This is a genomic window from Lacticaseibacillus songhuajiangensis, from assembly GCF_003946025.1.
Lineage (GTDB): Bacteria > Bacillota > Bacilli > Lactobacillales > Lactobacillaceae > Lacticaseibacillus > Lacticaseibacillus songhuajiangensis.
The window spans coordinates 163,394-181,466 of sequence record NZ_RHNR01000001.1 but is presented as its reverse complement, the minus strand read 5'-3'; the positions used below and the strand labels follow the sequence as shown (position 1 = coordinate 181,466).

The 18,073-nt window shown below is 52.4% G+C and carries 14 protein-coding genes; 13 read left to right on the top strand and 1 reads right to left on the bottom strand.

Annotated elements, in window-relative coordinates:
• Positions 1-173: 173 nt before the first annotated feature.
• The 11 genes from EKM97_RS00760 to EKM97_RS00710 all read left to right on the top strand — a co-directional run bounded on the left by EKM97_RS00760 (position 174) and on the right by EKM97_RS00710 (position 15,673).
• Entirely contained in the window at positions 174-611 is a 438-nt protein-coding gene (locus EKM97_RS00760) for a DUF1934 domain-containing protein (protein ID WP_125570358.1), read from the top strand.
• Between the two features lie 51 nt (positions 612-662).
• Positions 663-1,229, top strand: a complete 567-nt coding sequence (gene rpoE / locus EKM97_RS00755) for a DNA-directed RNA polymerase subunit delta (RefSeq protein ID WP_125570357.1) — start codon at positions 663-665, stop codon at positions 1,227-1,229.
• 695 nt (positions 1,230-1,924) lie between these two features.
• Entirely contained in the window at positions 1,925-3,526 is a 1,602-nt protein-coding gene (locus tag EKM97_RS00750) for a CTP synthase (protein WP_125570356.1), read from the top strand.
• A 133-nt stretch (positions 3,527-3,659) separates the two neighbouring features.
• Positions 3,660-4,928 (top strand): UDP-N-acetylglucosamine 1-carboxyvinyltransferase, encoded by a 1,269-nt coding sequence (locus tag EKM97_RS00745; protein WP_125570355.1) that lies wholly within the window; start codon positions 3,660-3,662, stop codon positions 4,926-4,928.
• Between the two features lie 93 nt (positions 4,929-5,021).
• On the top strand, positions 5,022-5,270 hold the full coding sequence (locus EKM97_RS00740; protein WP_125570354.1) for a type B 50S ribosomal protein L31: 249 nt from the start codon (positions 5,022-5,024) through the stop codon (positions 5,268-5,270).
• Between the two features lie 508 nt (positions 5,271-5,778).
• Positions 5,779-8,328 (top strand): KxYKxGKxW signal peptide domain-containing protein, encoded by a 2,550-nt coding sequence (locus tag EKM97_RS00735; protein ID WP_125570353.1) that lies wholly within the window; start codon positions 5,779-5,781, stop codon positions 8,326-8,328.
• Between the two features lie 39 nt (positions 8,329-8,367).
• Positions 8,368-10,020: a mucin-binding protein gene (locus EKM97_RS00730; protein WP_125570352.1), complete on the top strand. Its 1,653-nt coding sequence runs from the start codon at positions 8,368-8,370 to the stop codon at positions 10,018-10,020.
• 604 nt (positions 10,021-10,624) lie between these two features.
• Positions 10,625-11,275 carry a hypothetical protein gene (locus tag EKM97_RS00725; protein WP_125570351.1) on the top strand — a complete coding sequence of 217 codons (651 nt, stop codon included), beginning with the start codon at positions 10,625-10,627 and terminating at the stop codon, positions 11,273-11,275.
• An 85-nt stretch (positions 11,276-11,360) separates the two neighbouring features.
• Positions 11,361-12,107 carry a hypothetical protein gene (locus EKM97_RS00720; RefSeq protein WP_125570350.1) on the top strand — a complete coding sequence of 249 codons (747 nt, stop codon included), beginning with the start codon at positions 11,361-11,363 and terminating at the stop codon, positions 12,105-12,107.
• Positions 12,108-12,286: 179 nt separating this feature from the next.
• Positions 12,287-13,672 carry a UDP-N-acetylmuramoyl-tripeptide--D-alanyl-D-alanine ligase gene (locus EKM97_RS00715; protein ID WP_125570349.1) on the top strand — a complete coding sequence of 462 codons (1,386 nt, stop codon included), beginning with the start codon at positions 12,287-12,289 and terminating at the stop codon, positions 13,670-13,672.
• A gap of 390 nt (positions 13,673-14,062) precedes the next feature.
• Complete coding sequence (locus EKM97_RS00710) at positions 14,063-15,673, top strand: DEAD/DEAH box helicase (protein ID WP_125570348.1); 1,611 nt, start codon at positions 14,063-14,065, stop codon at positions 15,671-15,673.
• Between the two features lie 68 nt (positions 15,674-15,741).
• On the opposite strand, the gene EKM97_RS00705 is transcribed toward EKM97_RS00710, so the two are convergent.
• On the bottom strand, positions 15,742-16,230 hold the full coding sequence (locus EKM97_RS00705) for a redoxin domain-containing protein (RefSeq protein WP_125570347.1): 489 nt from the start codon (positions 16,228-16,230) through the stop codon (positions 15,742-15,744).
• Positions 16,231-16,488: 258 nt separating this feature from the next.
• On the opposite strand from EKM97_RS00705, the gene EKM97_RS00700 reads away from it, so the two are divergent.
• Positions 16,489-16,839, top strand: a complete 351-nt coding sequence (locus EKM97_RS00700) for a hypothetical protein (protein WP_125570346.1) — start codon at positions 16,489-16,491, stop codon at positions 16,837-16,839.
• A gap of 137 nt (positions 16,840-16,976) precedes the next feature.
• Positions 16,977-18,032, top strand: a complete 1,056-nt coding sequence (locus EKM97_RS00695) for an N-acetylmuramoyl-L-alanine amidase (RefSeq protein ID WP_125570345.1) — start codon at positions 16,977-16,979, stop codon at positions 18,030-18,032.
• Positions 18,033-18,073 lie beyond the last annotated feature (41 nt).

The following is an 18,073-nucleotide window of genomic DNA, read 5'->3' as shown; positions in this document are numbered from 1 at the left end:
CGGTCCAGTTCCGACCTTCGGTCTAACCACTATTTTCAATTCCACCATCCTTGCGGATGGGATTTTCCATGCTTACGCTGACGGACAGCAAGAATAGCGGGCTAGATGTGCGACTTTATGAGCAATTTTGCCTCTTATAGAATATAATGAACAGGAAGAAAGGATGAGGATACATGGATATGTCACGCGGTGTGCCAGTACGGGTGCAGATGGAGACCTGGGTCGAGCAAGATGGCCAGCAGGAACATCACCAGTACGACGAACCCGGTCAGATGGTGCAGCTTGGTAACACCATTTATATTCGGTACGTGGAGCCTGATCAGGACCACCTGCCGGTTACGGTGAAGATTAAGGGTGACAATAACGTGGAACTCACCCGCGGAAGTAATCAGGGCGATACGCGCCTGCACCTGCAGTTCATTGCCGAAAAGCAGGTTCACGCGCAGTACCGGACGCCTTACGGGGTAATTCCGGTTGATACGATTACACCCCGCATTGATGTGGCGTACACATTGGAACCGGTTAACGGTCAGGTGTATGTGGAATACCGTTTAATTGCAAATAATGAACACTTGGGTGATTACCGCATGCGGTTGATTTTTAGCGCTTAGTCGGTTATATTTGATTGTATCTGTGAAAATGTTGAAAGGGGCGCGACTAACTTGAAACTTGACGTATTCAAAGACGCCGACAAGAGTCAGTTATCCATGATCGAGGTTGCCCACGCGATCCTGGAGGAAAAAGGCGATACGATGGCATTCGTTGATATCGCCAACGAGATTCAGGAATTCCTGGGCAAGAGTGATGAAGAAATCCGTGAACGGCTGCCACAGTTCTACACGGACATGAACATTGACGGGAGCTTCATCTCTCTCGGCGATAACGTCTGGGGGCTGCGTTCCTGGTACCCATACGAATCCGTCGATGAAGAGGTTAACCACCCAGAAGAAGAAGAAACACCACAGCGCAAGAAGAAGCACAAGAAGGTTAACGCCTTCCTCGCTGACGCTGGCGACGATGATGATGTTATCGACTACAACGACGATGATCCAGAAGATGATGATCTTGACGACGACGATGACCTTGATGACAGCGGCGACTACGATGACAACGCAGACGACGATGGCAACGAGGACAACGACGACGAGGAAGACTCTCTTCCAGACGGCATCGAAGGTCAGCTGAGCGAATTCAGCGACGACGATGACGAGGATGACGACGAAGCTTAATCTAAGTTAATCAAAATGCGAGCTGCCGGTAACGGTGGCTCTTTTTTTCACTATTGGTATAATCACATCTAATTGGAATACTTACCGATACAATACTAGGTGGTTCATACTTAATTACTCTGAGTACAGCTGATTTTTAGCTTTTAGAGTACACCAAATAGACCTCTGGCATTTTCATCTTTTGCCTAAAGGTTTACACTATTCACGTAATCAGTTTTATTGGCGCTGGACGTCGTATTGATATAACTGATTCGTGTCACGAGATGATAAATCGTTCGTAGTAGGCGATTCATCACGGTGACCGCAACTTTCTTTGAGTCAATGGTTTTACCATTGATCACGGGGAGTTGCTTTTTTGTTGCGTAAATTTAGCGGTGCTTCGTGAACTGAAAATCTGTCGTACGTAGGTTTACGTCAATTATGGCGGATGAAGCTGACTATGGTAGTGTGAACCCGCCCTAATTCCAGCACTAGTCGCACAAACCACCCAAGTAAACGTTTCCCCTTCCTTGACACGCAAGGGCCATTTGGATAACATACTATTTGGGCACTCCGGAGACCTGTTATTTTGGTATTCCGGAATCGATCGGTTGCAAGCTCCCTGTTCTATGGAATAGGGAGCTTGCTTTTTGTTTTTCCCCGTTGCCAAGTATTTATTAATGTGGCCGCACTGCGACCAGAAGATAGGAGTAAATATGACCAAGTATATTTTTGTTACCGGTGGTGTTGTTAGTTCTCTCGGTAAGGGGATCATTGCAGCTTCCCTTGCCCGTTTGCTTAAGAGTCGCGGACTCAAAGTTACCATCCAAAAGTTTGATCCGTACATCAACGTCGACCCCGGTACCATGAACCCTTACCAACACGGTGAAGTTTTTGTTACTGATGATGGTGCGGAGACTGACCTTGACCTTGGCCACTACGAACGCTTTATCGACATCAACCTCAATAAGTACAGCAATGTTACGACAGGGAAGATTTACTCAGAAGTACTCGCCAAGGAACGGCGTGGTGATTACAACGGGGCAACCGTTCAGGTTATCCCGCACATCACTGGCATGATTAAGGAAAAGATCATGCGTGCGGCTAAGCACAGCGATTCTGACGTCATCATCACCGAAATCGGTGGGACTGTTGGGGATATCGAAAGCTTGCCATTCCTCGAAGCCATTCGCCAGATGAAGGCTGATGTGGGTAGCGACAACGTGATGTACATCCACGCCACGCTGGTACCATACCTGCGCGCCGCTGGTGAACTCAAGACCAAGCCAACGCAACACTCCGTTAAGGAACTGCGCAGCCTTGGGATTCAGCCAACGATGCTGGTTCTGCGTTCCGAAAAGAAGGTTACCGACAGCATGAAGGAGAAGATTGCGCTCTTCACCGACGTGCCAACCGAAGCCGTCATTGAATCACCTGACGTGCCAACCATCTACTCCATCATCCGTGTGCTCCACGAACAGGGCATGGACGACTTTGTTTGCAAGTACCTGGGCCTGCCACAGGCGGATGCCCACATTGAAGACTTCGCTGAACTGGAAGAACGCGTGCAGCACCTTGAAGGCAAAGTGAAGATTGCGCTCGTTGGGAAGTACGTTTCCCTGCAGGATGCATACATCTCCGTTTCCGAAGCACTGAAGGCTGCCGGTTACCACTTCAACACCGGCATGGACATCGACATGATTCACGCCGAGGACGTCACCGATGAGAACGCCGCACAGATTCTGGGCGACGCTGACGGGATCCTCGTTCCTGGTGGTTTCGGGGACCGTGGCCTGGAAGGCAAAATTGCAGCGATTCGCTACGCCCGTGAAAACAACGTGCCATTCCTGGGCATCTGCCTGGGGATGCAAATGGCATCCGTTGAATTTGCCCGCAACGTGCTCGGCCTGAAGGGTGCCGGTTCAACCGAAACCCAGCCAGATGCCGCTGATCCAATCATCGACATTCTGCCGGACCAGGACAAGGATGGCGACCTCGGCGGGACACTCCGTCTGGGTCTGTACCCATGTGACCTCAAGGAAGGCTCCGTTGCCGCTGCTGCTTATGGCAACGCCAAGGAAGTCCAGAAGCGTCACCGTCACCGCTACGAATTCAACACCAAGTACCGTAGTGCGATGGAAGCTAAGGGCATGGTCTTCTCCGGGACAAGTCCTGACAACCGCCTGATGGAAATCATCGAACTGCCAAGCAAGAAGTTCTTCGTTGCGGCGCAGTACCACCCAGAATTCCAGTCCCGCCCAACCAAGCCAGAAGGCCTGTTTGAAGCATTCATTAAGGCCGCCGGAAACTTTAATTAAAGCTGGCTAACTAAATAGCAGTATAAAGGAGCGCCCCTTGTATTTTGAGGGGCGCTTCTATAAACTGGAATAATGAGTGTGCGAATATAGGTTCGCACGATTTCGAATAGCAAGTAGTGAGGAATCGTTTCTGATGGAAAAAATGCTGATTCACGGCGGCAAACGGCTGGCCGGAGAGGTCGTCATTGGCGGCGCAAAGAATAGTACGGTGGGGCTTATTCCCGCTGCAATCTTGTCTCGGACCCCAGTGACGCTGGATTCGGTCCCCCACATTCAAGATGTCTACAACCTGATGAGTATCCTGGGCGAAATGAACGTGACCTCTGACTTCAGTGGTAACGTGCTACGCATCGACCCCACCAACATCAAGATGGTCGACCTGCCGAGTGGCAAAATCAAGTCCCTGCGCGCGTCCTACTACTTCATGGGCGCGATGCTCGGCCGTTTTGGCCACGCGGTGATTGGCTTGCCAGGTGGGGATGACATCGGTCCACGGCCGATTGACCAGCACGTGAAGGGCTTTGAGGCCCTGGGCGCAAAAGTCGTTGACCACAACGGGATTTTCACCATTAACGCCCCGAAGTCTGGTTTGACCGGCGCGCGTATCCACCTGGACATGGCGTCTGTGGGAGCGACTATCAACATCATCTTGGCGGCTGTTACGGCAACCGGTCAGACGGTCATTGAGAACGCGGCCCGCGAACCTGAAATCATTGACCTAGCGACCTACCTTAACAACATGGGCGCGGTCATTCGTGGTGCGGGGACTGATGTGCTGCGCATTTCTGGCGTACCGGAATTGGCGGCCCACAACACGCACACCATTATCCCGGACCGCATTGAAGCCGGCACCTACTTGGCAATTGCGGCCACGATGGGTGAGGGTATCCTCATCAAGAACATCATCGCGGAACACCTGGACGCCTTCCTCGCCAAGCTTGAAGAAATGGGCGTGATGATGGACATTAATGAAGATTCCATCTTCGTTTACCCATCTGGAGAACTCCACGGGGTGACGCTGCGGACCAACACTTACCCGGGCATTGCGACCGACTTGCAGCAGCCCGTGACGCCACTACTTTTGCACGCGCAAGGCGAAAGCCGGGTCATCGACAAGATCTACCCGAAGCGCACCCGCCACGTGGAAGAACTCGTCAAAATGGGCGCGAACATCCGCGTGGAAGATTCCCAGATTGTAATCGACCACAGCGAGGAACTGCACGGCGCGGAAGTCGTCGCTGAAGAAATTCGCGGCGGTGCGTGCCTGATGGTCGCGGGACTCATGGCGGATGGCGAGACAGTCATTTCCAAGGTGGACAACATCCTCCGCGGCTATGATCGCGTCGTCATGAAGCTCAAGAATCTCGGCGCTGATGTGCAAATTGTCGACTTGGCGGAATGATTGTCAAGCTGGCGCAACTGTGTTAAACTTACAAAGTTATTGACAAGAATATCTCTAGGTCAGGCAATGGCTTAGGGCAAAGGAGAAATTATCATGAAAAAAGGCATCCACCCAGATTACCACCAGGTTGTATTTATGGACTCATCTACAGGTTTCAAGTTCATTGCAGGCTCAACTGCCGGCAGTGCTGAAACTGTAACCATGGACGACGGTAACGAATACCCACTCATCCGTGTTGAAATCAGTTCTGACTCCCACCCCTTCTACACTGGTAAGCAGAAGTTTGCCAAGGCTGACGGTCGTGTTGAACGATTCAACAAGAAGTACGGTCTCAAGAAGTAAGACAACTAATGAAGCGCGTCACCCCGTCTGGGGCGGCGCGCTTTTTGTATGCCCGGAATTCTTGCGCGGTTAAATAGCAAAAAATATTCGGTGGATGAACGATTTTGTCGGTAAATTGTTTCGTTATTTAATTGTTCTGGGCAATAGTAAGTGCTTAGATTATCCGTGTTTTTGAGTACAATTGTTGCTTTGCTGCGCGGCAATTGCGTAATTAGACTGTATTTTTCGACAAAATGTTCGTGAATTGCAGATTAGCATCGGCTTAATACGTATAAATAATAACTTATATTGCCAGCACGTTTTTTATTGGTATAGGTGCACGATTCGTAATGGTAGTTCTTTAATGTTGACGACCTATTGCATAGTGGCGGGGTTATATTCAGTTATGGATAGGAGATTTAGTTATCCTAATGTTCAACTGTTAAAAACGGTATAACCCGCGTCGCTGCAGGCTTTCACAGGGATTTAGCTTCAATAGCGGAGAAGTTATTTCAGGGAGGAACTCACCATGGAAAACATTAATCGTCATGAACGTCGGCTCCGGGCAGAAGCAGCACGGAAAGTGCACTACCGGATGTACAAGGCAGGGAAGAAGTGGGTGTTTGCCGGTGTTGCGGTATTGAGCCTCGGTGGCGCCGCCGTACTGAGTAGCCAGCAAGCGAACGCTGCCACCGATGCGTCCGCAAGCGCTGCGGAGCTGAAGCAAGACGCTGCAACTGGTGACTCAGCTGCGGCAGATCAGAATACGGATGCCGCGTCGCAAAAGTCAGGTGCCGCGGCCAACACTGCGGATTCTGCAGGAGATAGTCAAGCCGCGAGTGCTGCTAGTCAGAACGGCGGTGCGCCCGCAACGTCAGCTGCTGAATCCAGCGCGGCCCAGTCGAGTGCCGCAGCACCGAGTGCAGATTCTGCAAGTGCGGCTGCTGCAAGTACGGCGCAACCGCAGAGTGACACCAGTGCGGCTACAAGTGCCGCGAGTGCCACTGACAATACTACCGACATTGCGGATGCCGCGTTCGTACAGGCCAGTGCCGTCAGCGCTGAAGTACAGACGGGCAGCCGTGCCGGTTATACGGTAACTTTGAACACGACGGGGATTAAGACCACGCTGCACAATGCAAAGCTGGTTTTGAACATTCCAACCGGCAGCGGAATCAGTTTGGCCAATTCACTAGCATCGCTCGCCATTGATGGCGTGACACCGGTGCCTGATACGGCTGCGGGGACGCTGACTTACGATTTTGGCACCCTCGAGTCCGGAATTAGCGCGAAGCTCGACCTGGATTTTGACACAACCAATGCGCTGGCCACGAATACCAGTGTTGAATTAAGCGGCAAGCTGAGTGCAGATGAAACGACGCAGGATATTCCAGCGGCGAGCGTGAAGCTGACCTCAACGGCAAAAGGTGGCGCCACCAACGTGCTACACAGCGTGAAGAGTGCGGACGGAACGGATACGCAAACCAACCCGATTGCTGGTGATACCGTCAGCTTTGACTTTGGAACCTGGATTCCAACGACTCAAGACGGGACGACCTTGGTTAAAGAGGGCTCACCAATTACCGTGACCTACACACTGCCAGCGGGCATGACTTACACGGGCATGCAAACTGGCACTGACCTCGATGACACCACGCCAACGATTACGCCAAATACTGATGGGACGACCACATTGACCTGGCAGTACACTGCTGGTGATGCGGATTCCCAAATCACGACTGATTTTATCAAGGAATACATCGCGCAGGCGTCGATTGCAAAGACTATAACGGACTGGACAAAACTCACGACTAGTGCGGACATGACCTTTACAGACATTAATGGTGATGGGCAAATGGTGCCAACTGCTGATGCTACGTTCACCGTTACGCCACAGGACTTGCGTGCGGCGATTGCTCAAAAAGGCACAGCCTGGGCGCCAATGTACACTTATAATTCCTATAGTGGCAACATGGAGTCGGATAGTAAGGTGAATACCAACCCAGACCCAACCGTCTACACGGAGGATAGCCCGCTGCTTTACCGGCAAATCCTCGCAACATCTAGCGTTGCGGGGTCCGGTAATCCGGAGGGAACCTTCGTGTACTACGCGGTTCATAACCAGATTGATCCGAACGAGACGCTGCAGACCTTGTACATTAATCCCGCCGTATTTAATGCTAGCGTTACTATTGGCTCGCAGCCGCTCACACGGTATCCATACATTACGATTGCCGTTAAATATCAAGACGATGGCAAGAATGTCTACCATGCTCTGAAGTCAGATGTGAACACCGCTGAATCAACGATTCTGCATCGTGAAGACTTGGTTGCACTGGGACTGGACCCAACAAAGGCGGTTACTGATCTTTATCTCTACTACCACATGACCGCTAATCCAAGTGCCGTCATTCCGGCAAATGTTGACACCTTCTTCACCGATGGGGCAATGGTACATTCGGGAGCTACAGCTGGGCAGCCGACGAATGCACAAGGGTATCCGGTGGATGCGAGTGGGAATGAGATATTGACGTCAATCAAAAAAACGACTTCAGATTTCACTGGTTTTCCGAGTGATTCGGGGGCGCCAATGGGCATTTACCAAAAAATTGGTATTGTAACTAGTGTTAATGATGGCTTCACCGGTAAGATTACACACAGTAGCCTCGTGCAGATGGACACGGGATTGACCATGTTTGCTGACTACTGGTATCGTTTCTTAAATGCCACGGATTATGATTACACCAATGATAAAGTGATTGTCGCCAGCATTCAGCCGTCAACGGTTGAAGTCGCGCACACCCCAACTGGTGTTGAACGTGACGTTGATGCTACTGCAAGCCTAGTTAACAGCGACAGTAGCACCATTGAAGCCGGCAACAAGGTCCTGCACGTACAGTTCACCTTGGGGAAGAACTCCACGGCTAACATTGTGACGAGCACTGCGCCAATTAGTGCTTACGTCATTTTGCCAAGCGGCGTTACTCTGAACACGACCCAGAACACTGATGCCACCGTTGTGGATGCAGATTACCAGGGCACTGGTCAGCAACTGGTCAAAATGAGTTTTGGCCAGTAAATTGCGGCCATTGGTGCCACGCTGAGTGCTGACCTGCCAGTGACCATCAGTGATGTAGCGCCAACTAACTTGGCCTTCAAGACTTTCATTGACCTTGGTGCTAACTCTTACACCGTGACGAGTCTGGATGGCACCACGACTGTCGCCCAGGCGGTCACGGATACCAGTGACCTTAACGGTAATGGTGAGACGACCGACCAGCTTGTGGCCATCGACAGCAACTACATTCTTGGTCAGACCAACAAGGTGCAGACTGGGCAGACGATGACGGGCTCTGGCACAACGGCTGATGGTATCGCGGAGACGACCATCGGTGGTCAGGGCACCGTCACCATCACCACGAGTGCGGACACCGATGCCAAAATCACTGCGCTAGATCTGCTGGATGTGCTTCCGCAAAAAGGTGCGACTGGGCTGACTACCACTGATAGTCGCGCGACCGACTATGCCTTCACGCTGGATGGGCCGATTACCCTGCCAGCGGCATGGGCCGATCAAGTGAACGTCACTTACAGTACGGCCAAGACGGTGGATGCTACGGATGCAAGTCAATGGCAGACTGCTGACGCCATTACAGATTGGTCTGCGGTTACTGCCTTCCGAATTCAGCTTGCCGCCGATAGCGGTAAGGTGATCGCCGGCGGTGCGCAGACCCTGAGCTTCAAGGTGGACGTGCCAAATGATGCCGCGCAGTTTGCGGGTGGCGACCAATTCGTGGCCGACAACACTTACTCGCTGAGTGTGAACGGACTGCAGGCAACTGAGCCACACGCGGCGCAGCTGGCCGTAACGCCGGTCACGATTGACCACGGCACTTACACAACAACGCGGACAATTCACTACCAGACGGCCGATGGCAAAACGCTCAAGCCGGACACGGTGCAGACCATCACCTACAAGACGACTAGCAGCAGCGCCGACGGGCGGACTGTCTACACACCAAGTGGTGCCTACGCCGGCTTCACGCCAGCTGCGATTGACGGCTACACGACGACTGACGCGGTACCAACCGTGATGCCAGACGTCACAGATGCGGCGCCTGCAAACACTGAGTACACCGTTGTCTACAAGGCTGATGCACTGGTAGAAGGCACGTACACGACGACTCGGACTATTCATTTTGTGGACGCCAGTGGCAAGACGCTGCACCCAGACATCGTGCAGACGCTGACCTACAAGACGCTGATTGATCAGGTTAACGGCCAGACCATCTACACACCAGCTGGCAGTTACGCGAGTCTGACGGTTCCTACGGTTGCAGACTACACGCCAACACAAAAGACGGTCGCAGCTGAGGCCAAGGGTGCAACGGACACGCAGCCAGGCAACAACGGTGGTACTGGCATCGGAACGACTACACCGGATAACGGTGGCAATGGTACCGGGACGACAACGCCGGACACTGATGGCGGTCACGTGCTGCCAAGCACCGGTGGTGATGAGACCACTACCGCTACCACTGCCAAGCCAACTGTGGTGAAAACCACGGCGCGGACAACTGGTACTAAGCAAGGTGCAAGCAAGCAACTGACAACCGTAAAGCCGATCGCGAATGCGGCTGCTCAGACGACACGAACCGGCCTGCCACAGACTGGTGATAGTGATACGAAGACGCTGTCCTTCATTGGGATTGCGCTTGCGGGTATCATGAGTATTCTCGGGCTTGGTGCAAAGCGGCGTCGGGAAGACTAATTTTTGGAAGGTTGCAGTGAATAATCATCTCGAAACGGAGTGACAAACTTCGCTTAAACAAGAAGGATGTCCCGCACTGTTAAGGTGGTGGGACATCTTTTTTGCTGTCCCACCGTGAATGCTTAAAGTGAGGGTTAGTTTCAGGTAATACAAAGCGTGTCTAAAATAGACGCGTTACTTACTTTTGTGTCATAATGCGAAGATTTCATCCTGTGTTGTCTTTTTTTCAGGCACCGTCGCCACTAAATTAACAATCGAAAGAAAACAGGCGGGCAAAATATCACCATAATAGTATGTTACAAATCGTATTTAACCGATAGGATTTAGCTTATTCATTTCCGCATAATCCCAAATTAATTTCGAAAAAGGGGTTTCATCTTCTTGCTGGAGAGTGTACTATTAGGCTTGCAAGGGCGAAAGCCAAACAAACCTATACTTGCACTCCCCTAAAAAGTTCCCCCAAACTTTTCCACCGCATTGCGGTGGTTTTTTTATGCCCGCAGTTGTTAAATATACTTATGAAAACCATAATTCCACTTTTGGCCGTCCTTTGGCATCGGGGCTGCCGGCTTGTATAATGGAGCTATACAAAAGGAGGGGTAGCATGGCAGCGTTACGAAAGTTTCTTTACTACTTAAACGTGGTGGGCATGGTGATTTACATTCTGGTGTGCAGCACCTTCTTATTCATGGGCAAGTCTTTGTACCCAGGACAACTGACACTGATTTTGGAAGTGGCAGCGGGCATCGTGCTGGTGTCACTGCCACCGATTATTGAGCGGGTGTTCCACGTGCAGTTGCCTGATATTCTGGTGGCACTGTACGAAATCTTCATCCTGATGGCGATTTTGCTCGGCTCAGGGATGCAGGGTTACTCCGTGCCGTACTGGGATAAGGTTGAGCATTTGTTCTCTGCGGGGATTCTGGCGGGGAGCGGCTTCATGATCTACTCGGCGCGCACGCCAGCGGGGAAGAAAGTGGATCCACTACTGATTTGCTTGTTTGCCGCTAGCTTCGGCGTGATGCTCGGCGTGTTCTGGGAATTCTACGAGTTCACCGGCGACTCTCTGCTGGGCATGAACATGCAGCGCTACATGGCGGGTGGCCACCCACTGGTTGGTCACCCGGTGCTTTATGACACGATGGGCGACCTGCTGATGGACTTTGTGGGCAGTGCTGGGTTGGCGCTTTACGGCTACTTTGCAATGCGCAAGAACGCGGCGTGGTTGAACACCTTCAAACTCGTCAAAAGATAGTTCTGTGTCACATTAGCAGAATGGTAGCGACTAATAATTTTGCGGTGTACAATGGTGGGTGACCAATCAGAAAGTGACGATAGCCTTGCGTAATTCATTGATGTACGTGCGGTTCGAACCGATTTCGACTGCTTTTGTTACCCTCGGGGTGGACCCCGTGGACATGCTTAGTACTGCGAGTCCTAACCCGCGGCACCTTCTTTTGTTGCCCCCAGTGACGGACGACCTCAGCATTAACCAGCACACGGGTTTTAACGTGCTCGATGGTGAAGAGGAAGCCCGCAGCTTTCTGAGTAGCGAGGTGGGCAAGAAGGCCGCCTGGCTGGACGTGCGCGAAGCAGATTACGTTGACGACCTGCTGCCGCAGGAAATCGCGGAACTGCTCTACCTTGCGCACAAGAAGACGCACATGGTGCTGCCTTTCTACTATAAATTGCAGAATGAGTATGCCCGCGTTCCCTTGCCGAGCGGCTTGGTGACGAGCTACTGGCGGCATCCGGAGCAGTTTGAGGCCGTGTTCAGTGCGGCGGTGAACCGGCACTTGCAGGACATTCTGGCATCGCGGCCATTTTGGCTCCGCGGGCGCCGATCGCGCGGCGGTGTGCCACTGCCGTCAGCTGTGCAAAAAACCTGGCAGGACCTCTTGCCAGACGGGGTGGCTTTTGACTGGCCACACGCACAGGTGACAGGGCACGTCGTCAAGATTGCGCTGCTGCGGGTGCAGGAGCGCCGGCTGTTTGCCGAGATGGATCAGGATGCGCTAGATGCTCAGGAGCTCGGCCATCTGATTCTGAACCGCAATGACGGTACTTGGCAGGCAGAACTTAATTGAAAAAACACTACAAGGGGCTGTGACAAAACGGTCGGTGCATCTGCCTAGTATGGCGTGCACACAGAAGGGTCCCACGTCGAACTTGAATTGAATGAGCGGTGCTTGCGCCGCTTGAATTTGGCGGAACCCGAACGTTGTTGTCACTGCTTTTTTGTGGCTTTGAATGGAGAATTGTAATCATGAAAATGACCCTTGAAGAAATAGCTGGCGTCCTGAACGTGACGGCACCAGCGGGAAGCGACCACATTGCCGTTACGGGCGTTTGTTTCGACACACGCAAATTACGCGCCGGTGACCTGTTCGTTCCCCTCCAAGGAAGTCGGGATGGCCACGAATTTATCGAACTTGCGCAGCAGAAGGGTGCTGCCGCAAGCTTGTTCGCTGAAGGCCACGCACCAGTTAACGCCTCCTTGCCAATGCTGACGGTGGCAGATCCACTGACCGCTCTGCAAGATTTGGCGCGCTACTACCTGATGCTGAAGGTGAACCCCAAGGTTGTTGCGGTCACCGGCAGCAACGGCAAGACCACGACCAAGGATATGACCGCGGCCGTGCTCGCCACGCAGTACCACGTTGTCAAGACGCAGGACAATTTCAACAACGAAATTGGTGTGCCAATGACCATTCTCAGCATGGAGCCTAACACTGAGGTGCTGGTCGTGGAGATGGGCATGGATCGGCCAGGACAGCTCGAATTTCTGAGCAAACTTGCTGAACCGGACGTGGCCGTTATCACCATGATTGGCGAGGCACACATCGAGTTCTTCAAGACGCGCGACAAGATTGCCGATGCCAAAATGGAAATCACTCACGGCCTCAAGGAAGATGGTTTGTTCGTCTACAATGGTGATGAACCATTGCTGAAAGAGCGCGCGGCTGACGTGGATCAGGAGCAGAAGACTTTTGGCCTTGATCCGGAAAACGATCTCTACGCCAAGAACATTGAGGCGCACCAGACCAGCACCGAGTTTGACCTGTCCCGCTGGCCGGATCTGCACTTCGAGATTCCAGTAATGGGCGAGTACAACGTGACCAACGCGCTGGCCGCCATCCTGGTGGGTCGCCGTTTCCACGTGAAGCCGGAAGCCATTCAGCGGGCGCTGAAGAACTTCCAGTTGACTGGCAATCGCACCCAGTGGCTGCGCGGTGACAGTGGTGAGCAGATTCTGAGCGACGTGTACAACGCTAACCCAACTGCAACGAAGGCCGTTTTGAACGACTTCGCAGAGTTCCCGGCAACGGGCGAGCGCATTGCAGTGCTCGGTGACATGCTCGAGCTCGGGGATGCCAGTGCCGAGCTGCACGCCAGCCTCGCCGATTCGCTGGATCCAGCGAAGGTACAAGAAGTCTACTTGTACGGGGATGAAATCGCCGCTTTGCGCGATGCCCTGCAAGACAAGTATCCAGAAGGTAAGTTGCATTACTTCCCATTCGGCAGTCAGGCGCAACTCATTAAACAACTGCTCGACCGGGTCAACAGTACTGATCTTGTGCTCCTGAAGGGGAGTCACGGGATGCACCTTGAGAACGTCTTGACGGCACTTCAAGAAGCAGATCGCGGTTAAAATTTTGAAAATATTCTGTGAAAACGTGGTCATTCGTGGCTGCGTTTTTGCATTACCGCTTAAATCATGTTAGATTAGTAGGAGTGCTTTTTGCTTCCACTTTGTTAGTGAAGCAGAAAAAACCGAAAATAGAAGATGCACTTTTCAAAACAGTTTTGACGAATTACAAAATTACTCCTGTTTTGTGAGGTGCGAGGAACCCGCACGGAGCTGCGGCAAAAAGATTGTCACGCGAAACGTTACAACGCAATCGCGCGGCAAAAGGCAGGGGCCTAATAGCCAAGTCGGTGCTGACCAAAATCCTAAAACCGGGATTTTCGTCAGCCCCACCTTGGCTAACGGCCCCTGACCGCCTTTTGCCGCAGCTTCCCAAAATAGGAGGAAATATATTTGAAATTTGCCGAATTAGGCCTTGATCAGGACTTGCTTGCTGCCGTTAACCGGGCTGGCTTTGAAGAAGCCACCCCAATCCAGGCGGAAACAATTCCACACGTACTTGCCGGTGAAGATGTCATTGGGCAAGCACAGACCGGGACTGGGAAGACGGCTGCTTTTGGCTTGCCATTGTTGCAGCTCATCGACAACTCAGACCCATCAATCCAGGCGCTCGTAATCTCCCCAACCCGTGAACTTGCGGTACAGACTCAAGAAGAGCTCTACCGTTTGGGTAAGGACAAGCGCGCTAAAGTGCAGGCTGTTTATGGCGGTGCTGACATTCGTCGTCAGATTCGCGCCCTGAGCAGCCACCCCCAGATTCTGGTCGGAACTCCCGGCCGTCTGCTGGACCATATCAACCGCCACACGGTTAAGCTCGAGAACCTGAAGACTCTGGTTCTGGACGAAGCTGACGAAATGCTGGACATGGGCTTCATTGAAGACATCGAAAGCATCGTTAAGACCGCGCCGGCTACTCGTCAGACCCTGCTCTTCTCCGCAACGATGCCTAAGCCAATCATGAACATCACCAAGAAGTTCATGAAGGACCCAGTCACCATTCAGATTAAGAGTAAGGAACTGACCGCGGATACCGTTGAACAATACTACGTGCGTTCAAAGGAATTCGAAAAGTTCGACATCATGACCCGTCTGTTTGACGTTCAGTCCCCTGAACTCGCCCTGATTTTTGGTCGGACCAAGCGTCGTGTTGACGAATTGACCAAGGGTCTGCAGGCGCGTGGTTACAACGCCGAAGGGATTCACGGGGACTTGTCTCAGCAAAAGCGGATGCAGGTTCTGCGTCAGTTTAAGGCTGGCCAGCTTGACTTCCTGGTTGCGACCGACGTTGCGGCCCGTGGTCTTGATATCTCTGGTGTGACCCACGTTTACAACTTTGATATTCCGCAGGATCCAGATAGCTACGTGCACCGTATCGGCCGTACCGGCCGTGCCGGGAAGTCCGGGATGTCCGTGACTTTCGTTGCACCAAACGAAATGGACTACCTGCACACCATTGAGGACTTGACCAAGAAGCGGATGCTTCCCCTCAAGCCACCAACGGAAGCTGAAGCCTTCAAGGGCCAGATGACGGCGGCAATTGCCAACGTTAAGGAACAGATGAATGGTTCCGAACTGGACCGGTTTGAAGACCAGGCCCAGGAACTGCTCGGCCAGTACGATGCTTTGCAGCTGGTTGAAGCTTACTTGAAGGAAGTTGCACCAGATGATGCTTCTTCTGTACCTGTTAAGCTCACGCCAGAACGCCCACTGCCTCGTCACAAGGGCGGTCAGCGGCGCTGGAACCACGGTGGCAGCCGTAATGGTAACCGTGGCGGCGGCCGCGGTGGTGATCGTCGTGAAGGCGGCAACCGTCGTTATGGTAACGGTGGCGACCGGCGCGAAGGCGGCAATGGCCGTCGTTACGGTAACGATGACCACCGTGGTGGCCACAGCAACTACCGTGGCGACCGTGATCGCGACCGCAATGGTAATGGCGAACGTCGTTACAGCGGCAAGCGCGATGGCAAGCGGAGCTACACCACTCGCCGGACTGAAAACAAGTAATTAAAAGTAGTTAAGCAAAAGGACTTCCGGAGACGGAAGTCCTTTTTTGCTGGGTAAATTAGCTGCAATTAGTGTTCGCACAAGAAGGTGATGGCAGCCTGAAAGTCAGGCAAATCACTCTGCTCCTGGACAATGTCGCGGTAACGGATGACACGTCCGGGATCAACGATGTACAAACTACGGGCGAGTGTGTCACTGGACTTGATGAGTAGCCCCATCTGCCGTCCGAATTCACCAAGCGGGTCCGCGAGCATCGTGACCTCGTGGTTGGCAATTAAGCCGCACCAATTAAGCAAGCTATCGGGTTCAGCGAGCACAATGGTATACAGGTTAATCCGGTTGAATCTGCTCATGAATTGATGGAAGGCGAGCAGCGTTGCGTCGCAAACTTCGCGCGCGATGGTGGGCATAATGGAGAACACCGACCACTCGCGAATGCTGCTGGTGTAGAAGGGCTCACCAAGTGATGTGTAGAGTGTGCACATTGGCAACCGCTGGTTTGTTGCCAGTGGCTCTTTATTCAGTTCGATTGGGCGACCGTAACGTGTGATGCGCAATTTTGCCACCTCCAGCCTGACTACAGGAACCTCCGCCGTCAGGATAATCCAGAATGCGTGGCGCGGCTAGCATGTGCTTGCAGAACATTGGTCTAGTGGTCATTAATGGCAGCTGATTCATCCGCATGGGAAAAGTAATTCAAAATTTTGCAGCTAACGTCGACGAAACTTGCAGAAACTGCCGATAAAATGGCCGATATTTCTTTCCAATCCGCTTATATATGGGTAAAATTAACAAAGACAATCTAGGAGGATATTATGCCTGAAATTGATAACAACCAGTTAGTTGCGCGCTACTTCAAGATGCAACGTGAGAACCGGCCTTACTTCCTCACGGTTAAGGAATACATTGATCAGCAGGTCAATGACCTGTACGCCCGCTTGGAAACCACATTCCAAGACACTGTGATGCTGTCCGTTCAGGACGCCATTGCTTACGCTGCTGACAAAGGTCAGGCGCTTGACCCTGGTTCGAACGTGAACCTGGCAACCCTGAACTACATCATCAAGAGTCTCGACAATCTCGGGATTCTGGTTGAAGGTGGCACCCACGCGCCTGACGTTATTGTCGGGAAGCTGAACTTCGAGAACCGCGCACGGTACATGTAAAACTAAGCAATATGAGTCTGTTCAGCACTCCAACAGGAGAGCGAACGGACTTTTTTTGTCCACAACCAGCGTCTACCTATAATCGGCCTCCCCACCGTGGTAAAATTTAAGATAAACATAACGATGGAGGAATCGCCATGAAGAAAAGCGTGTGGGGACTTATTGTTGCGGCGGCACTGGGTTTGGGACTAACCGGGATTAATGCGGTGAGTGCCAGTTCAATTAATACCCAAGCAGCCAAGTATCCGGTTGCCAAAATTACGACGAAGAAGAGTAATTTTACGTATAAGAAGGCCTTTCGCCAGGGCGTCGGGCGGCCTGAAGGCATTGTCATCCACGAAACGGCTGAACCGACGTGGACTGCTGCTAGCGGCGCGCAGCACTTCATGAACGAGTGGAAGACCAAGCAGACCTACGTCCAGTCGCTGGTTGATTCGGGCGCCATTATTAACATTGGTAGCAACGACTACCAAACTTGGGGTACCGGTGCGGTGGCCAACAAGCGGTTCATCAGTATCGAATTGTGTGAAACGACCAACCAGACCAACTTCATCAAGAGTGTGAACAACTTGGCGTACTACACCGCCACACTTTTGCGGCAGTACAACTTGAAGCCGGACCTCGCCACCAATGATGGCTTCGGGACGGTGTGGTCCCACTACGACGTGACCCATTACCTTGGCGGCACGGATCACAGTGACCCAGTCGGTTACTTTGCCGCCCACGGGTACGACATGAACCAATTCTACGCGCTCGTGCAGAGCTGGTACGGCAAGCTGGGCAAGGTGAAGGCTAAGGCCAGTGCCAAGAATGCCAACGTCATCAAACTTGGCGCCACCAGCAGTGTCTATGCCGGACCAAGCACCAACTACAAGAAGGTGCGCACGCTGAAGAAGGGTAGCGCCTGGAAGTACGCTTCTGTGCACGTGACGCGCGGTCAATTCTGGTTCCAGATTGCCACGAACCAGTGGCTGGTGAACGGGCTGAACGGCAAAACGACAATCAAGACCACCAGCAAAAATCATGGCGTGATTAGCCTCGGCACCAGCACAATTCTGCGTGCCGGTGCCAGCGATAAGGCAAAGGCCATTCGGACGCTTCCTGCCGGCGGTAACTGGAAATTTGACCTGGTGCAGAAAGTTGGCAATCAGACTTTGTACCGTCTGGGCGGTAACCAGTGGGTGAAGGCTTAAATTATTACCCAGGAAATTTTGCGAAATTAAAGAGGCACTGT

Excerpts from the sequence above, each read along its gene's own strand:
- EKM97_RS00715 (WP_125570349.1), top strand. The coding sequence starts at position 12,287 with ATGAAAATGACCCTTGAAGAAATAGCTGGCGTCCTGAACGTGACGGCA.
- EKM97_RS00760 (WP_125570358.1), top strand. The coding sequence starts at position 174 with ATGGATATGTCACGCGGTGTGCCAGTACGGGTGCAGATGGAGACCTGG.
- EKM97_RS00695 (WP_125570345.1), top strand. The coding sequence starts at position 16,977 with ATGAAGAAAAGCGTGTGGGGACTTATTGTTGCGGCGGCACTGGGTTTG.
- EKM97_RS00740 (WP_125570354.1), top strand. The coding sequence starts at position 5,022 with ATGAAAAAAGGCATCCACCCAGATTACCACCAGGTTGTATTTATGGAC.
- EKM97_RS00725 (WP_125570351.1), top strand. The coding sequence starts at position 10,625 with ATGGCAGCGTTACGAAAGTTTCTTTACTACTTAAACGTGGTGGGCATG.
- EKM97_RS00750 (WP_125570356.1), top strand. The coding sequence starts at position 1,925 with ATGACCAAGTATATTTTTGTTACCGGTGGTGTTGTTAGTTCTCTCGGT.
- EKM97_RS00745 (WP_125570355.1), top strand. The coding sequence starts at position 3,660 with ATGGAAAAAATGCTGATTCACGGCGGCAAACGGCTGGCCGGAGAGGTC.
- EKM97_RS00735 (WP_125570353.1), top strand. The coding sequence starts at position 5,779 with ATGGAAAACATTAATCGTCATGAACGTCGGCTCCGGGCAGAAGCAGCA.
- EKM97_RS00700 (WP_125570346.1), top strand. The coding sequence starts at position 16,489 with ATGCCTGAAATTGATAACAACCAGTTAGTTGCGCGCTACTTCAAGATG.